The organism is Aeromonas sp. CD (genome assembly GCF_033349375.1).
GTDB lineage: Bacteria > Pseudomonadota > Gammaproteobacteria > Enterobacterales > Aeromonadaceae > Aeromonas > Aeromonas hydrophila.
In genome coordinates this window covers 1,636,478-1,651,095 of the sequence record NZ_CP137631.1, presented here as the reverse complement: position 1 = coordinate 1,651,095, position 14,618 = coordinate 1,636,478, and the positions used below count along the sequence as shown (strand labels likewise).

At 63.8% G+C, this 14,618-nt stretch carries 10 protein-coding genes and 2 tRNA genes; 6 read left to right on the top strand and 6 right to left on the bottom strand.

Annotation, left to right across the window (positions count from 1 at the left end; genetic code table 11):
- Nucleotides 1-55 precede the first annotated feature (55 nt).
- Together R2E40_RS07680 and R2E40_RS07675 are read right to left on the bottom strand one after the other, a co-directional pair.
- Entirely contained in the window at nt 56-1,972 is a 1,917-nt protein-coding gene (locus R2E40_RS07680; protein WP_318165149.1) for a transglycosylase SLT domain-containing protein, read from the bottom strand.
- Nucleotides 1,973-2,056: 84 nt separating this feature from the next.
- Complete coding sequence (locus R2E40_RS07675; RefSeq protein WP_139748550.1) at nt 2,057-4,573, bottom strand: putative bifunctional diguanylate cyclase/phosphodiesterase; 2,517 nt, start codon at nt 4,571-4,573, stop codon at nt 2,057-2,059.
- A gap of 371 nt (nt 4,574-4,944) precedes the next feature.
- On the opposite strand from R2E40_RS07675, the gene hpf reads away from it, so the two are divergent.
- Complete coding sequence (gene hpf / locus R2E40_RS07670; RefSeq protein WP_011705453.1) at nt 4,945-5,283, top strand: ribosome hibernation-promoting factor, HPF/YfiA family; 339 nt, start codon at nt 4,945-4,947, stop codon at nt 5,281-5,283.
- 81 nt (nt 5,284-5,364) lie between these two features.
- Here hpf and R2E40_RS07665 read toward each other — a convergent pair whose 3' ends face one another.
- Complete coding sequence (locus R2E40_RS07665; protein ID WP_282466378.1) at nt 5,365-5,880, bottom strand: VC2046/SO_2500 family protein; 516 nt, start codon at nt 5,878-5,880, stop codon at nt 5,365-5,367.
- 125 nt (nt 5,881-6,005) lie between these two features.
- On the opposite strand from R2E40_RS07665, the gene R2E40_RS07660 reads away from it, so the two are divergent.
- Both R2E40_RS07660 and R2E40_RS07655 read left to right on the top strand, forming a co-directional pair.
- Nucleotides 6,006-6,090 (top strand) — tRNA-Tyr (locus R2E40_RS07660).
- Nucleotides 6,091-6,142: 52 nt separating this feature from the next.
- A tRNA-Tyr gene (locus R2E40_RS07655) sits at nt 6,143-6,227 on the top strand.
- 138 nt (nt 6,228-6,365) lie between these two features.
- On the opposite strand, the gene R2E40_RS07650 is transcribed toward R2E40_RS07655, so the two are convergent.
- Together R2E40_RS07650 and R2E40_RS07645 are read right to left on the bottom strand one after the other, a co-directional pair.
- On the bottom strand, nt 6,366-10,151 hold the full coding sequence (locus R2E40_RS07650; protein WP_318165148.1) for a translocation/assembly module TamB domain-containing protein: 3,786 nt from the start codon (nt 10,149-10,151) through the stop codon (nt 6,366-6,368).
- A 79-nt stretch (nt 10,152-10,230) separates the two neighbouring features.
- Entirely contained in the window at nt 10,231-12,006 is a 1,776-nt protein-coding gene (locus tag R2E40_RS07645; RefSeq protein ID WP_372587765.1) for an autotransporter assembly complex protein TamA, read from the bottom strand.
- A 574-nt stretch (nt 12,007-12,580) separates the two neighbouring features.
- Here R2E40_RS07645 and R2E40_RS07640 point away from each other — a divergent pair.
- Both R2E40_RS07640 and R2E40_RS07635 read left to right on the top strand, forming a co-directional pair.
- The gene (locus R2E40_RS07640) at nt 12,581-12,955 is read left to right on the top strand and encodes a hypothetical protein (RefSeq protein WP_060388962.1); all 375 of its coding nucleotides are present in this window, start codon (nt 12,581-12,583) and stop codon (nt 12,953-12,955) included.
- 81 nt (nt 12,956-13,036) lie between these two features.
- A complete protein-coding gene (locus R2E40_RS07635) occupies nt 13,037-13,315 on the top strand; it encodes a peptidylprolyl isomerase (RefSeq protein WP_024943795.1) in 279 nt (92 codons plus the stop codon).
- Nucleotides 13,316-13,329: 14 nt separating this feature from the next.
- Here R2E40_RS07635 and R2E40_RS07630 read toward each other — a convergent pair whose 3' ends face one another.
- Entirely contained in the window at nt 13,330-13,890 is a 561-nt protein-coding gene (locus R2E40_RS07630; protein WP_318165147.1) for a peptide-methionine (S)-S-oxide reductase, read from the bottom strand.
- Nucleotides 13,891-13,941: 51 nt separating this feature from the next.
- Between R2E40_RS07630 and R2E40_RS07625 the strand changes: the two genes are divergently transcribed.
- Nucleotides 13,942-14,616 (top strand): DUF1499 domain-containing protein, encoded by a 675-nt coding sequence (locus tag R2E40_RS07625; protein ID WP_318165146.1) that lies wholly within the window; start codon nt 13,942-13,944, stop codon nt 14,614-14,616.
- Nucleotides 14,617-14,618: the final 2 nt, after the last annotated feature.

Genomic DNA, 14,618 nt, shown 5'->3' with positions numbered 1-14,618 from the left:
ATAACCATTTTGGGGAGGGAATGGGAATCCGGCTGCCGCCAGGGCGGCAGCCGTCTCAATAAGCGTGACTCAGCTCGCGATCGGACATGAAGCGCAGCGGCTGCTGCAGCTTGTGCTGATAGATGAGATCGAACGACAGCACGTTCTGCACATAGTTGCGCGTCTCCTTGTAGGGGATGCTCTCGACCCAGACATCCATCGGCTTGTCCGCACTCTGATCGCGCCAGCGTTTGACCCGGCCGGGGCCGGCGTTGTAGGCCGCCGCCGCCAGGATCCGGTTGCCGTCGTACACATCCAGCAGCCGCTTGAGATAGGCGCTGCCAAGGCGGATGTTCATGGTGGGATCAAACAGCTGCTGCTCGTTGCGATAGGGCACTCCCAGCTTGCTGGCCGTCTCCTTGGCGGTGGTCGGCATCAGCTGCATCAATCCCCTCGCCCCGACCGGCGACTGTGCCAGCGGGTAGAGCGCGCTCTCCTGCCGGGAGATGGCGTAGAGCAGGCTGGTGTTCATGGTCCGCTCCTGCGCCATCTGGGAGAAGGTGTGCTTGAGCGGCAGCGGGAAGCGCAAATCGAGGGCATCCCAGGCCTCGGCCCGGATGCTGGCCAGAATGGCCAGTTCATGCCAGCCCTGGTTGAGGGCGATGTGGCCGAACTCGAGGCGCTGGGCCACCGGATTGCGATCCATGTTGTGGATCCACTCCGCCCGCGCCGCCGTGATCTCGTTCATGTCGAGCAACTCGCGCACCCGCAGCAGGAAGGGCCAGCGGCGGCTGGCGGTGCGCCAGTCCGGCACCTTCTTCGCCACGCTCTGATTCTTCATCCGATAGGGCACGCCGCTGCGCTGCGCCGCCATGAAGCCGTAGAAGCCACGCAGATTGGCGGTCTCCAGATAGAGATCCCGCGCCGGTTTCTGCTGGCCCTGCACCTCCAGCGAGCGCGCCAGCCAGTAGCGCCAGCGATCCTCCTTCTGCAGGGCCATGGGCATCCGCTTGACCCAGCCGGAGAGCCCTTTCCAGTCCTGCTCCCAGATGGCGAGCCGGGCCCGCAGCTCCAGCAGATCCGGGTCAGCCTGGCGCACCACGGTAGCATCCAGCCAGTTGCGCTGGGCGGTTGAGCGATCCAGCAGCAGCCGTCTGGCTACCGCCCGCTCCACCGGTTTGAGTTCGGCCGCACTCAGCGCAAAACGCGCGCGCAGATAGCCGAGCTGCCCCAGTACCGCTTCCGGCTGCTGGTTGGCATAGCGGGCCAAGCCCAGCAGCAGCAACTTTTTGGAGGGGGCGGCGGTAGTGAAATAGGCCGTGTTCATCGCCTTGGCGGGCTGCTCGAACAGGGTAATCATCTGATCCCCGTACGCCTTCATGCCGCTGCCGAGCTGGGCGCCGAGGTGGCGGATGAGGTTCGGGTTCTCCGCCTCGAAGGCCAAGGTCATGCGGGTCCAGATCTTCTCCTGGGTCCGCAAGCCGGCCTGTTGCCAGAGCTGGAACAGGGGATCGCAGGCATCGGGGCGGGACTGGCCGCTCAGCCAGAGCTTGCCCGCCTCCTGCAGTGCCTGGCTCTGCTGACCGGTGTAGTAGCGCGCCTGATAGTGCATGCAGAGCAGATCGGTGGAGTTCGGCTTGGCCGGATAGAAGCGCAGGAACTGGGACCATTGCTGGCTCTGGGCCAGATAGGTGAGGTAACTGCGCTCCAGCCGGTTGGATTGGGGGGTGTCGCCGTGTTCGCGGATGAAGCGGGTCACGTCGTCATACTCTGCCGCCCCCGGCCGAAAGGCCAGCTGGTAGTAATCGAGATAGGGCAGCAGCGGATAATGGGTCAAACGGGCGCGAATTTGCTGAAAACGGGCCTGATCGTCGGCCCGCACCGCGTCATAAGCCTGGCGATAGAGAGATTGTTCCAGAGTCTGCGCCGCAACCTGCGTCAGCAGCCCCGGCACGCACAGCGCCGATAAAATGATTCCCTGCACGGCTTTCACGAGAGACGTCTCCATTGAGAGGCAATGCCACCGCCCGCTGGCGGTGGTGTCATATTCCCTCATTCTACCCGTTAACCCGAGGGGCTACAGCTCGCCGGCGAGACTATTTTTGCCCCCGGCCAACGGGCTTTCGCTGCGGGCAAGGCGCTGCACGTAGCGCTCCAGATAGGGCACCGGCAGCGGCTTGGAGGCCAAATAGCCCTGGTAGAAGTGGCAACCCTGGGCCTGCAGAAACTCCAGCTGCTGACGCGACTCCACCCCTTCTGCCGTCACGTTGAAGCCCATGTGGCGCGCCATGGCGATCACCGCCTCGACGATGGCCATGTTGTCGCCATCGCGCGGGATGTCCTGGATGAAGGAGCGATCGATCTTGAGCTCGTCCGCCGGCAGCCGCTTGAGGTAGCTCAGGGAGGAGTAACCGGCGCCGAAGTCATCGATGGCAAAGCTGATGCCGAGCGCCTTGAGCTCGCTCATCTTGCTGATGGTGTCTTCCGCGTGCCCCAGCACCACGGATTCGGTGATCTCCAGATTCAGGCTGGCGGGGTCCATGCCGGTGGAGGCCAGCACGTCGTGGATCCGGTCGACGAAATCGGTGGCGTGAAACTGCTTGGCACTGACGTTGACCGACAGCTGCGGGATGTGAATGCCGTTCTCCTCCCAGCGCACGTACTGGGCGCAGGCTTCGTACAATACCCAGTTGCCGATGTCGACGATAAGATCCGTCTCCTCGGCGATGGGGATGAACTCGGCGGGCGACACCAGGGCCCGGCCGGGCGGCTGCCAGCGGATCAGCGCCTCGACGCCAATGATGTCGCCCCCCTCCACCATGTGCTGGGGCTGGTAGTAGAGGGTCAGCTCCTGCTGGTTAAGGGCGCTGCGCAGCTCGTTGTGGATGAGCAGCCGGCGATCCGCCTGCAACTGCATGGAGGCATCGAAGAAGCGCCGGGTCTTGCGACCGGCCGACTTGGCCTGATACATGGCGGTGTCCGCCTGCTTGAGCAGATCGTCCACCCCCTGCTCCCGACCGGGGAAGAGGGTAATGCCGACGCTGGCGCCGATGTGCAGCACCTGGCCCGCATGGTTGTAGGGGGCCGCAATCTCGCTGATGAGCCGCTCGGCGATGAGGTCGGCCTGCATCTCCGCCTGGGGGGGGCTCGCCGAGAGCGAGGGCAGCAGCAGCACGAACTCGTCGCCGCCAAGCCGCGCCAGACAGTCCCCCTGCCGTACCAGCCGCTTGAGCCGGCTGGCGACCTCCTTGAGCAGCCAGTCGCCGGTGGCGTGGCCGAGGGAGTCGTTGATGGTCTTGAAGTGATCCAGATCGATGAACAGCAGGGCGCCGATCAGATAGTCGCGGCTCGCCTCGCCAAAGGCGTGAGCCAGGGTTTCGTGCAGCTGGCGGCGGTTGGGCAGGCCGGTCAGCTCGTCGTAGTAGGCGAGATCCTGAATGCGGCGCTCGGCCTCTTTGCGCTCGGAGATATCCTCGAAACAGATGACGAAGTGGCTGATCTCCCCCCTGTCATCCTGCACCGGGGTGACGATCTCCCACTGCGGATAGGGATAGCCGTCCGCGTGCAGGCGTTGGGTCTCCCCCTGCCAGCGGCTCAGGGTGCCGAGCTCGTAGCCAAGCCCCCCCAACCCGCACCAGAGATCGTTGCCCAGATGCAGGCCGATCACCCGCTGGCTGTCAAAACCGGTGATCTGGCTGAAGGCGTGGTTGACCCGCAAGATCTTGAAATCGGGATCGGTGATGATGATCCCTTCATGGGTTTCAAACGCTACGGCAGAAAGGCGCAGCTGGGCATCACTCTGCAGCCGTTCCAGCTCCGCCACCATGCGCATGGAGAAGGTGGTCAGCACCGAGCCCAGATTGGGGATCGCGCTCTGATCGGAGAAAAGCAGCGCCAGGTGGCCCAGGATCTGGCCGTTGCGATCACACAGCGGCAGGCCGTAGTAACCCTGCCCCGCCTTGAAACCGGTACAGCAGGGTAGATCGTTCGCCAGGGGAATGACGCAGGCCTCCCCCGCCAGATAGACCTGCTGGCAGGGCATGCCGTCGAGTTCGTACTCCTTGAGGTCGATACCATGGCAGGCCAGTACCTTGAGCCGTCCGCTGCCGGTACGCTCCGCCAGCCAGACCGCGTCCGCCACCAGGATGTGGGCGAGCTGATTGACCAGGGTATTGAAGAAATCGAGCCCGGTCCGGGCAGAGAGCGCCTGCGCCAGCTGGGTCAACAAGGGGTCTTGCAGCAGCGGCAGTTGCTGGGAGAGGTCGGCAGGCAGCTGGGTGCTGCGGGTGGTGTCGAGCGGCGCAATCCAGCCGCAACACATCTGCTGGGCCGGCACGTACTGGCCGCTCCAGAGCACATGGCGCACCTCGCCGCCCTCCTCGCAGAGGTGACCGATGAACTGGGCCGGTTGCTGTGAGTGGTAAAGTCTGGCGAGAAAGTCGGCAAAGCCGGCCTCGTCATCTGCCGCCAATTGCCCGAACCAGGGGTGAGGCCCCTCTCCTTGCCAGAGCTGGTAGGAGGCATGATCGGACAGACTCCACTGGGCGTGTTGCCGATCATAAAACCACATCATCTGAGTGGCCTGCTGTTTCATGTACTACTCCAACACCACAACAACCACGTTCAAGCCCCTGACGACTTGGCAGCGCCCACATTCACAGCGCGCACGTCGGCAAGGGCGGTGCGGGGAGAAAGTGCAAAAGATGCGAGACTAAGCGGTGAAAACCGGACATGAGGTCGACATGCGGCGCTGCCACGAAGGGACAGAAACGATCCAAGTTTCTCCATACTGCCTGCCAGTTTCGTGGAGCTCAAGCGCTTTTTGGTGCAGAACGGGAAAAGATCACAATTTATTCCTCCCCTCGGAAGCAAGGCCACAGTTCGTGACGAAGATCACATTTTAATGTTCAGCCATGAGTAATCTGAAGGTGAAGACACAAGCAAGACGACCCGAAGGGGGCCAATATGAAAATCGAAATTACCAGCAAAATCATCGACATCACCCCGGCTATCCGCGAGCGCATTGAATCCCGTTTTGACAAGCTCGAGCGTCTTCAGGTGCCTCTTATCACACCCCATGTGATTGTCTCCAAAGAGCGTCTGATGTTCATCGTTGAAGCCACTGCTGGCATCCCCAACGGCAAGCTGTTTGCCCAGGCAGAACATGAGGACTTGTACGCCGCCATCACCGAACTGGGGCAAAAGCTGGAACGCCAGCTCAACCGTCACACCGAAAAACCCATCGCCCGTCGCGCCGCAGCGGCTGGCAAGGAAGTGCCGCAAGAGGATGAAGCCGACGCCTAAACTGCGCCACGGCACAGCCAACAACGACAAAGGCGGGATCTCCCCGCCTTTTTGCTGTCCGAATGCCGGCGTTTGTCGCCTTCAGCAACCACTGAGCCAGTGCAGCCTGGCATCCACCCCCGCCTTGAGCGTATCGAGGATCGGCAGCATCAGCAGGGGATCGTCGCGTCTGGGCTGATCCGCCAGCTTGCCCTGCCAGCGCTCCCGTCCAAGCGGCGAGAGGTTGTCATAGACGGCAGGCTCCAGCGCCGGCGGGGCGCCGAGCAGCGGCGGTGAGCGCAGCGCCAGCCAGAGCCGCACATCCACCATGGAGCCTCCCTGTTGCAGCCGCTCGTTGAGCAAAGCGGCCTCTTCATCATTTGCACTGCCCTGCAAGGGCGTGGCTGGCGGCAGCTCAAAACGGCTGCGCCAGACCCGGCTCTCAGCCTTTGTTGGCTGCCTCGGGTCGAACCAGGGCTGCTCTTCCACCGCATCGGTCAGCAGGGCCAGATGCAGGCGAAAGTCAGCCCTGTCTCCATGCTGGAGATCCTGGTTGAGACGTTGCCCCAGCTGGGCCTCGTCCACCAGCCACTGCTCACGAATGGCGCTGGGTAGCATGAGATAACTCTTGGAAACGGTGTTTTCATCCTTTATCGGCCGCAAATACGATCCTTTAAGCAGGAAAAATCCCGCCAAGGGGTTCACAACCCCGGCAGATCTGTTAGTATGCGCCTCGCACTTGTGGAGGGGTTCCCGAGTGGCCAAAGGGATCAGACTGTAAATCTGACGGCTCTGCCTTCGAAGGTTCGAATCCTTCTCCCTCCACCATTTCAAGTGCAATCACGGCGCCCGCCGTGAATAAAAATTGGCAATACCCCGTGGAGGGGTTCCCGAGCGGCCAAAGGGATCAGACTGTAAATCTGACGGCTCTGCCTTCGAAGGTTCGAATCCTTCTCCCTCCACCATCATTCAAGAAAACCCGGCCTCGCGCCGGGTTTTCGCTTTTCAGCATCCCCCTGATCATCAACATCAACGTCAGCCGCATCAACGCCACCCATAAAAACGGGAGGCTTGTGCCTCCCGTTCTTGTCTCTTCCTGCCCGCTACAGGGTGAAGCGATAGAAGATATCCACCGCCTGGGCCACCCCGCTCATGGCCTGCAGGTAGAGCCTGGGCATCAGCTCGTAGCGCAGCTTGAACTCGGCGATGGGGCTGAACACCCCGACCCCGTACTGGAACTGCAGCCCCGGCAGCAGGTAGGCCGACAGGGTCACCTGGGTGTTGTCGCCACTGCCGGCGGTGTCGAGGGCCACGTCGCTCATGCCGAGGGATTCCCCCAGACTGGAGACCACGCCGTTGGCCTGGCTGACCGCGCCCGCCACCAGCAGACCGTTGAAGCCGCCATCCTCACCGCTGGTCTGCAGCCCCTTGCCGCGCAGCATGTAGGAGAGCTGCTCGGACTGGGCCATCTGCGGCTCCGAGTAGACGGTGATCTTGGGTTTGCTGGCCGGCCCGGTCACCCGCACCCCCACCGTCACCTTGTCTTCGATGGTATCGGGATCCCGATACGCCTCTATGTTGAGGAACGGCTGATCGAGGGGGCCGGAGAAGAGGATGCGGCCATCCTTGATGATGAGGTTCTGGCCATAGGCCTTGAAACGCCCGTCGTTGAGCACCAGCTGGCCGTTGCCCGCCAGCGGCCGCGAGGGATCCTGGCGGATGTTGATGCCGCCCCCCACCTTGGTCTTGAGCCCCATCGCCTCCAGCCGCACGTCGTCACCCAGCCGGATGGCCAGCTTGATCGCCATCGGCAGCGGCGCCGCCTTGGGCACCGGCGGTAGATCGTCGTAGACCACGGTCACGTCGTCCGACACCGCCACCGCGCTCTCGGGCAGGCTCTTGACCAGGATCCGCGCCCAGGGGATATCGACCTGACCGGTGATCCGGGTCTCCTCCCCCAGCGAGATGGCGATGTCTGGGGAGACCCGCACCCGGCCCATGCCCGGATACTGGGCTTCCAGCTCCTTGCCCTGGATGGTGAGGCTGCCGGTGACCGGCAGCTGTGCCCAGCTCAGCCAGCCCCCCAGTGCCAGCGGCCCCTTGCCCACCAGCATGGTGCCATCGAGCTCGGCCCGGTTGCCTTCAATCTTGAGGCGGGTCACCAGCTTGGAGAGGGTCACCATGTCGGAGTGGGTCTGCACCTCCCCATCCAGCAGGTTGAGCTGACCAAACAGCAGCGGCGAGGCCAGGGTACCGTCGAAGCGGGCATCGGCCGAGATGACCCCTTGAAGTGAGCGCACCTCGGGGATGAGCGGGGCGAAGGTGGTCAGCTTGAGGTCGTCAAACTTGAGCTGACCGGAGAGATTGCCGCGACCGGACGGATCCCGGATATAGAGCTTGGTGTCGATGTTGCCGATCTGCTCGGAGGCAAAGTCGAGCCGGATGGCCGCCTGCTGGCGCTCGAAGTCCACCCCGAGCTCAAGGCGCTGATAGTCGGTCTTGAGCTCGTCGGCCACGAAGGTGCCCGGCGTGGTGCGCACGGTGGCGTGCAGGGTCGGCTGATTGCCGCGCCAGCTGGCCCGCCCGTCGGCGGAGAGCACCGCCTGCCAGCGGAAGTTGTCCGGCAGCCAGGGGCGCAGGCGCTTGAGGTCAAACTGGTTGAGGGCAAACTCCAAGCTGCCCTGCTGGGCCGACACCTGGCTGCCCTTGACGCAGAGGCTGGCCCCCTGGGAGCCGAGGCAGAGATCCCCCATGGTCAGCCGCTGACGCGGCAGGTCGAGATCGAGGGCCCAGGGCGCGCTCAGCTCCCAGCGCCGCAGCGGCGTCTTCAACTTGAGCTCGCTGAGGGCACCGCGCCAGCGATCCCCGCGCAGACCGCCGCTCAGCTTGAGGTTGGCCGCCACCGGATCGCCCTTCATGGTAAGCGACAGGGCGTGCTGGTTGAGATCGCCGTTCAGGTTGAGCGCCAGCTGGCTGAGACTGGTCGCCCCCTGCACCAGGCTGGCCACCGTCAGGGCCACTTCCCCTGCCGGCTTGTCACCGACCAGGGCATTGCCCTTGATGGCGATCCCCTTCAGATCGGTGCCGGCATAATAGAGGCGGCTGGCAGCCAGCTCTGTGGTGACCCGCGGTGCCTGCTGATTGCCGGTCAGGCGCACCTGCCCCTTGATGTCCCCCTTGAGGCCGGGGTAGAGCCCGGCTAGGTTGGGGGCATCGAGATCCGCATCCAATTTCCACGCCTGCTGGCTCAGGCTGCCCTTGGCCTGCAGCTGGTTGGGGCCGCTTTGCAGCGCCAGCGCAGGGATGGTCCACTCCATCTTGTCGTTGCCACTCGCGCTGCCCTTGATGGCCAGCGGATACTGGTTGAGCTTGCCGTCCACCTTCAGCTCGGGCAGTTGCAGTTGCCAGTGGCCCGCCTCATCGAGCTCGAAACGGCTGGCAATCTTGCCCGCCAGCGCCCCTTTGAGCTCGGGTACCAGCTCAGCCGGGTTGATCCCCTTGAATTCCGTGGTCCCCTGCCAGCGCACCCCCTTGTCCCAGGCGAGCTTGCCGTCCAGCTTGAGCTCCCCCTTGAGGGCATTGAGCAGCAGGTTGATCTGGTTCAGCTGCGTCAGATCACCCTTGCCCGTCAGCGCCAGCTTGAAGGGGGGCACATCCGTGCCCTTGCCGGCGGTATTCAAGGCAAACTGGTAGCCAGAGAGCTTGCCCTTGGCACTCAAACTGCCCTTCTCCAGCCGGTAGCTGGGCTCATCTTTGGCAGGCTTGTGCAGCGGCCACCCCAGGCTCTTCCACTCCAGCCCTGCATCAAAGGGCAAGTCGGGGTCGAGGGCCGCCAGAGAGCCCTTGAGGTTGGCGGCCACCGGCCCCTTGGCCTGCAGCGCCAGTGCCAGCTTGCCCACCGAACCGCCGAGGGTCAGGCTGGCCTGTTGCCCCTGCAGCTCGCCATCCAGCAGCCCCTTGCGGGCCTTGGCATCCAGGGTCAGGGCGAGCGGGTAATCGTCTTTGAGCTGGATCTTGCCCTTGAGCGCCAGATCCGCCATGGCGTGGCGCAGGGAGAGCTCGCGCAGCGCGATGTCGCTGCCCTCGGCACTGGCCGACAGCCGCAGGGTGTCGAGCCCTTCAATCAATTCACCTTGCTGATAGCGAAACGCCGTGACCTGCAATCCCTCCAGCTGGATGGGGAACGGCAGCCGGATGGCGGGCAGCTCGATGGGGGCTGCCTTGGTTGCCTGCTGCGCCTTGCTCCCATCCGCCGGCTTCGCCTTGGCGGTGACCGGCGACTTGGCCGCAGCCTTGTCTTGGGAGGTTGCCTTGGGGTTGGCCGGTTTGGCAGCCTCGGTGGCCTGCGTCTCGGCCAGGGTCACCTTGAGGCCATCCAGCACGGGCCCCTGCACAATGAGCCCCTTGCGGCTGAGGGTGGCGCCGATGTCGAGGGACTTGAGGCTCACCCCCACCCCGGGCACCGTCACATCGAGATCCGCCACCTGGAGGCTGTCGACCTGAATCTTCAGGGGCAGCGGGTGCCAGACGAAGGGCTCTGACGGTTCTTCCGGGGTCGGTTCGGAGTCGGCCACCTTGACCACCGGGTGGGTGACGTTAAGGGATTTGATCCAGAGCTTGCCCTGCAGCAGCTTGCCCAGATCCCAGTCCAGCACGGCGCGATCCACCGTGACGTCCACCAGCTCGTCTTGCCAGCCGACCCCTTCCAGGGTCCAGCCATAGCCGAGCTGGCCCGCCACCAGTTCCCCCTTGAGGGAAGGCAGGGCGGCCCTGGCCTGCTGCCACAGCCACTTGTTGCCCTGATGGGTGAAGCCCAGCAGGCTGACACCGATGAGCAGCAGGAAGATGAGCCCCATCAGCCAGAGAAAAATACGTTTTACCCAGATCACAGTGCAGACCCCCGCGAAAGATGCAGCCGCAGCGGCCGGTCAGGAGAACAGAAGAGAAGAGGAGTGGAAAGCGGCCGGATCATAGTTCAGGCCCCAGCGCGAAGTGGAGTCGCAGCGGCTTCTCCTGCTCGGAAATGCCCACCGCCAGGTCGAGCCTGACCTGACCGATGGGGGTCACCCAGCGCACGCCGACCCCGGTGCCTATCTTCCAGGCCTCGCTGTAGTCGACCGTGGCGGTACCGCTGTCCACGAACAGGGCCCCCAGCCACTTGTCACTGAAGCGGTAGTTGTATTCGGCACTGGCGACACTCACATAGCGGCCCCCCAGCAGCTTGCCGTCGCTGCCGCGCGGCGAGATGGTCTCGTAGCCGTAGCCGCGCACCGTCTGGTCACCACCGGTAAAGAAGCGCAGGGAGGGCGGCACCAGCGAGAAGCTGTCCCCTATGATGGCCCCCTGTTCAGCCCGCAGCAGGAAGCGGTGATCCTCCCCCAGGGTACGCAGCCACTTGCTGCGCCCCCACACCCGCACGAAGCTGATGTCGGAGCCCCAGTAGGGATCGGAAAACTCCAGGGTGAGCTGCTGGCGATCGCCCCAGTCGGGCACCAGGCCGCCGCGCACCCGCAGCCGCGACCAGGAGACGCCGGGGATCAGCAGCAAGCTGTTGCCCTCGTCGGCGCCCTGGGTATAGATCTCGTTCTCCAGCCGGATGAACACGTCCCGGTCCCAGCTCTCCGGCCGCCGCTTCCAGCGGTGCACGCTGAGGGTGGTCAGGTCGGAGCGGGTATCGTTGTTGTCCTTGTATTGATAACCGGCCTGCAGCGAGTAGTAGTCCCGCAGCGGGTTGCCCACCGGGATCTGGTAGTCGAAGCTGAGCTCGGCCTCGGGCTGGGAGACCTTGGCGGTGGCGTTGAGCCGGTGACCGTAGCGGTTGACCCAGGGCTTCTCCCAGGTGGCGCTCATGCGCGGCCCCACGTCGGTGGCATAGCCGATACCCGTTTCAATCTCGTGATCGACCCGGTTGGAGAGGGTCACCTGCACCGGCACCCGGTTGCCCTCGGCCTGGCTGATGAGCGGCTTGATGTCCACCTGCTTGAACAGCTTGGTGGAGGAGACATCCTGCGACATCTCCGCCAGCCGGATCGCCAGATAGGGGTCACCGCTCTTGATGTTGATGAGCGGGCGGATGAGGCGCAGCGCCTCCGGCGTGGCGTCGTAGTGGATCTCGCCGAAGTGGTAACGCGGGCCGGAGCGAAACAGGATGTAGATCTCGGCGGTGCCCTGATCCGGGAACACCTTGACCTGGCTCTTGCTGATCTTGGCGTCGAAGTAGCCGCGCGCCAGCCCCAGACTGCCCAGATCCGCCTTGATGGATTCGTATTTGCCGTGGTTGAGGGGATCCCCCTCTTTCAGGGGCAGCTTGTCCAACAGCTCGCTGTAGAGCTCGTCGCTGCTGGCATCCCCTTCCAGCAGGATGTCGAGACGGGAGATGATGACCGGCTTGCCCGGCTCCACCTCGATGATCACTTTGGCGGGCGCCTTCTTGTCGCGGCTCAAGGTGATCTTGGGCTGGTAGTAGCCATAGACCTGCAGCGCCTTTTGCACGCTCTCGGTGATCTTGGCGCGGGCCGGACGGTACTGGCGCTCCTGATAGACCGGCAGGGCGTTGAGGTAGGCCTCGACGTTGTCCTTGTTCTCCCCCTTCAGTCCCTTGACCTGATAGGTGAGTTTGGCCGCCATGGCAGGCGTGACGAACAGCAGCAGACAGAGGCTCAGTCCCAGCGCGCGAAGCCCACGACGAAAGGCCCGTGCGGGCGGTGAGATCCCTGCAGGCAGGGGCGGATTGCATCCTGTCAAACGTCAATTTCCCCGAAGAACATGATTAAAATAATGCGATATTCAGAACGAATATGAGGCTCACTCGATCGCAAACGCGCCTCATCCTAGCATATCCCCGGCCCGACATCAGAGCGGGGTAACACCGAATTTCGCCATATTATTGAAGCCTTTGCCCACGTAGGCCGTGCATTTTTCACACTTTCCCCCGCAGACTTATGCCACTGCGGGCCAAAAAGGGCAATCCATGACCAGCACGGCCATGCCATATGGCCCCTGCCAGCCCATCCGGCCCGCTATCGCGCCACCCCTTGTTGGCCGATGGGCGCGACATCAGCTGTCGGCAACTGGTCAAGATAGCGGCAATCGTCTCTCTCGCCGGGCCCGCCAGCCGCATCCTCGCAACCACGGGGCCGTCCGCCTTGCCCCGCTCCTGCAGATCTAGTGCATTTTATCTTGCAGGATCAAGCAGTTGCCATCACGCAATCAAAGCCTCGTTCAACCCAATCGATTTATCCCGCTGCCCCCCTGCTCACTTCTCGCCCACACTGGGGTCATTGCACCAAGGCTCGCATCCCACCAGAGGAGACACCGTATGCACGCACGCAGCGAACAGATGGCGGACTACATCGCCGACCGACTCGAATTCATCACCTTTCTCGCCTGTTGCAGCGCCCTGCTGGCCCTGCTGACCGGCATGAACGGCCAGCAGGCGCTGGCCTTCACCGCGCTGAACTTACCGTTCGGGCTCGCCATCCTGCTGGGCATGGCCATGCTGGCACCGCTGCCGACCCATTGGCGCCTGCCGGGCGTCACCTTGCTGCTGGCGGGCAGCGCCTTGGCGACCCTGCAACTGGGGGGCAACTGGCTCAATCCGCTGGCCATCTGGAGCCTGCATGCCCTGCTCGGGCTGGAGATCCTCTGGCAGGCACGGCCCAGAACCCGGCTTGCTGCCCGTGCCCGCAGCTGAATTTGCCATGACGGCTGACGCGCGGCAGGAATTGGAGTACTCTTTGCGCCCCCGATTTGCCCACCGCCGAGGAGCGTCCCGATGAGAAAAGCCTGTGCCCAGCACATCCTGGTCAAGACCGAGAAAGAGTGTCTGGAGATCAAGGAGAAGATTGCCAAGGGAGCCGACTTCGGCCAGATGGCCAAGCGCTTCTCCACCTGCGCCTCCAGCAAGCGCTTCGGCGATCTGGGGGAGTTTTCGAAAGGCGACATGGTCAAGGCGTTTGACGATGCCGTGTTCAAGGGCGAACTGCTGACCGTGCTCGGCCCGGTGCGCACCAAGTTCGGCTTTCACCTCATCAAGGTGCTCTACCGCAGCTGAGTTCAGGGCCCGGTTCAGGGTTCTAGGTTCAGCTCCACCGGCCAGCCACCGCAGCGGCGGGCATAGAAGCCAAAACGCCAGGGATGGCGCGCCGCCCAGTCCTCCATCTCGGGCGCCGGGGTGAACCGGCTCTGCGGCCAGAGCGCAACCCGGCTCGGCCGCCCGTGCAAGGCCTGCCAGCGCGTCAGGCTCACCTGGGCCAAGCGCCACTGATAGTCATCCTTCGGCAGCAGGGCCGGCGCAAATGCCAGCCCTCGGTTGCAATACTGGCCGTCGCCATCGCGCCCATCCACCAGCTGCCAGAACACGTTGAGCAGATCGCCATACCCCACCTTGACCGGGTCATAGTCGATGCGCACCGCCTGGCGCCGCGGCGGTACTTCCCGCCAGCTCGACCCCGTTGCCGCCAGCTGGCTGACGTAGCCCGGCTCCACCCGGCTGACCCCTGGCAGGGTCTCGTAGACGGCTTCGGCGCGCCACATGTCCCCCGCCGCCAGCACGGCGCTGTCCGCCCACAGCGGAACGCTTGGGAAAAGCAGCAGGATTGAGATAAATTTACTAACGTTATCAGTCAATTAAGTTTATCCTTCTGGGCACTTGTCCATCATAACCAGTGGATCCCCGTTATGCCCAGATATTTGTGGTGGCCGCTTCTGGCCTGGTTGCTGCCGCTCGCCGGCGCCCTCGGCAGCCGTGTTCACCTCTGGCCCTGGTGGCTGGGGTTTGCCATCTGCCTGCTCGGGGCCCTCGTCTCCCTCGTCTTGCTGGCTCGCCTGCCCTGGTCTCGCAATCGCTGCGCCAATGGCTGGGGCGCTGTTCCCCTGCTGTTGCCCCTCGCCTTCGTGGTACAGGCGCTGCGCACGCCGCTGGTCAACGATGTGAGCACGGATCCCAACAACCCGCCCCAGTTGCGCTGGGCCAGCGAGCTCAGAACGGCGCAGGATCTGCCGATTAATCCGGCCCCCTTGAAAGCAGTTGACGGCAAGCCCGGTCCTCTCTTTACCCATACTGCCCCCGAAGAGGTGGTTATCGAGGCTGAGGAGCTGATGCAGGAGCTGGGCTGGCAGGTACGACCAAGCCCGGATGGCCTCGAGGCGGTGGTCACCACCGGCTGGTTCGGTTTTCAGGATGACGTGGCGCTGCGGGTCTTTGCCGGGCCCAAGGAGACCCGCATCGACATGCGCTCCGCCTCCCGTCAGGGGCAGAGCGACCTGGGCACCAACCGGGCCCGCATAGAGGAGTTTCTGATCCGCCTCAACGAGCGGCTGGGTCAGGCCTACAAACCCAATTTGAAGCAATAAGA

Coding starts and splice junctions, on each gene's coding strand:
- R2E40_RS07675 (WP_139748550.1), bottom strand. CDS start 4,573: ATGAAACAGCAGGCCACTCAGATGATGTGGTTTTATGATCGGCAACAC.
- R2E40_RS07625 (WP_318165146.1), top strand. CDS start 13,942: ATGCCCAGATATTTGTGGTGGCCGCTTCTGGCCTGGTTGCTGCCGCTC.
- R2E40_RS07640 (WP_060388962.1), top strand. CDS start 12,581: ATGCACGCACGCAGCGAACAGATGGCGGACTACATCGCCGACCGACTC.
- R2E40_RS07635 (WP_024943795.1), top strand. CDS start 13,037: ATGAGAAAAGCCTGTGCCCAGCACATCCTGGTCAAGACCGAGAAAGAG.
- hpf (WP_011705453.1), top strand. CDS start 4,945: ATGAAAATCGAAATTACCAGCAAAATCATCGACATCACCCCGGCTATC.
- R2E40_RS07665 (WP_282466378.1), bottom strand. CDS start 5,880: ATGCTACCCAGCGCCATTCGTGAGCAGTGGCTGGTGGACGAGGCCCAG.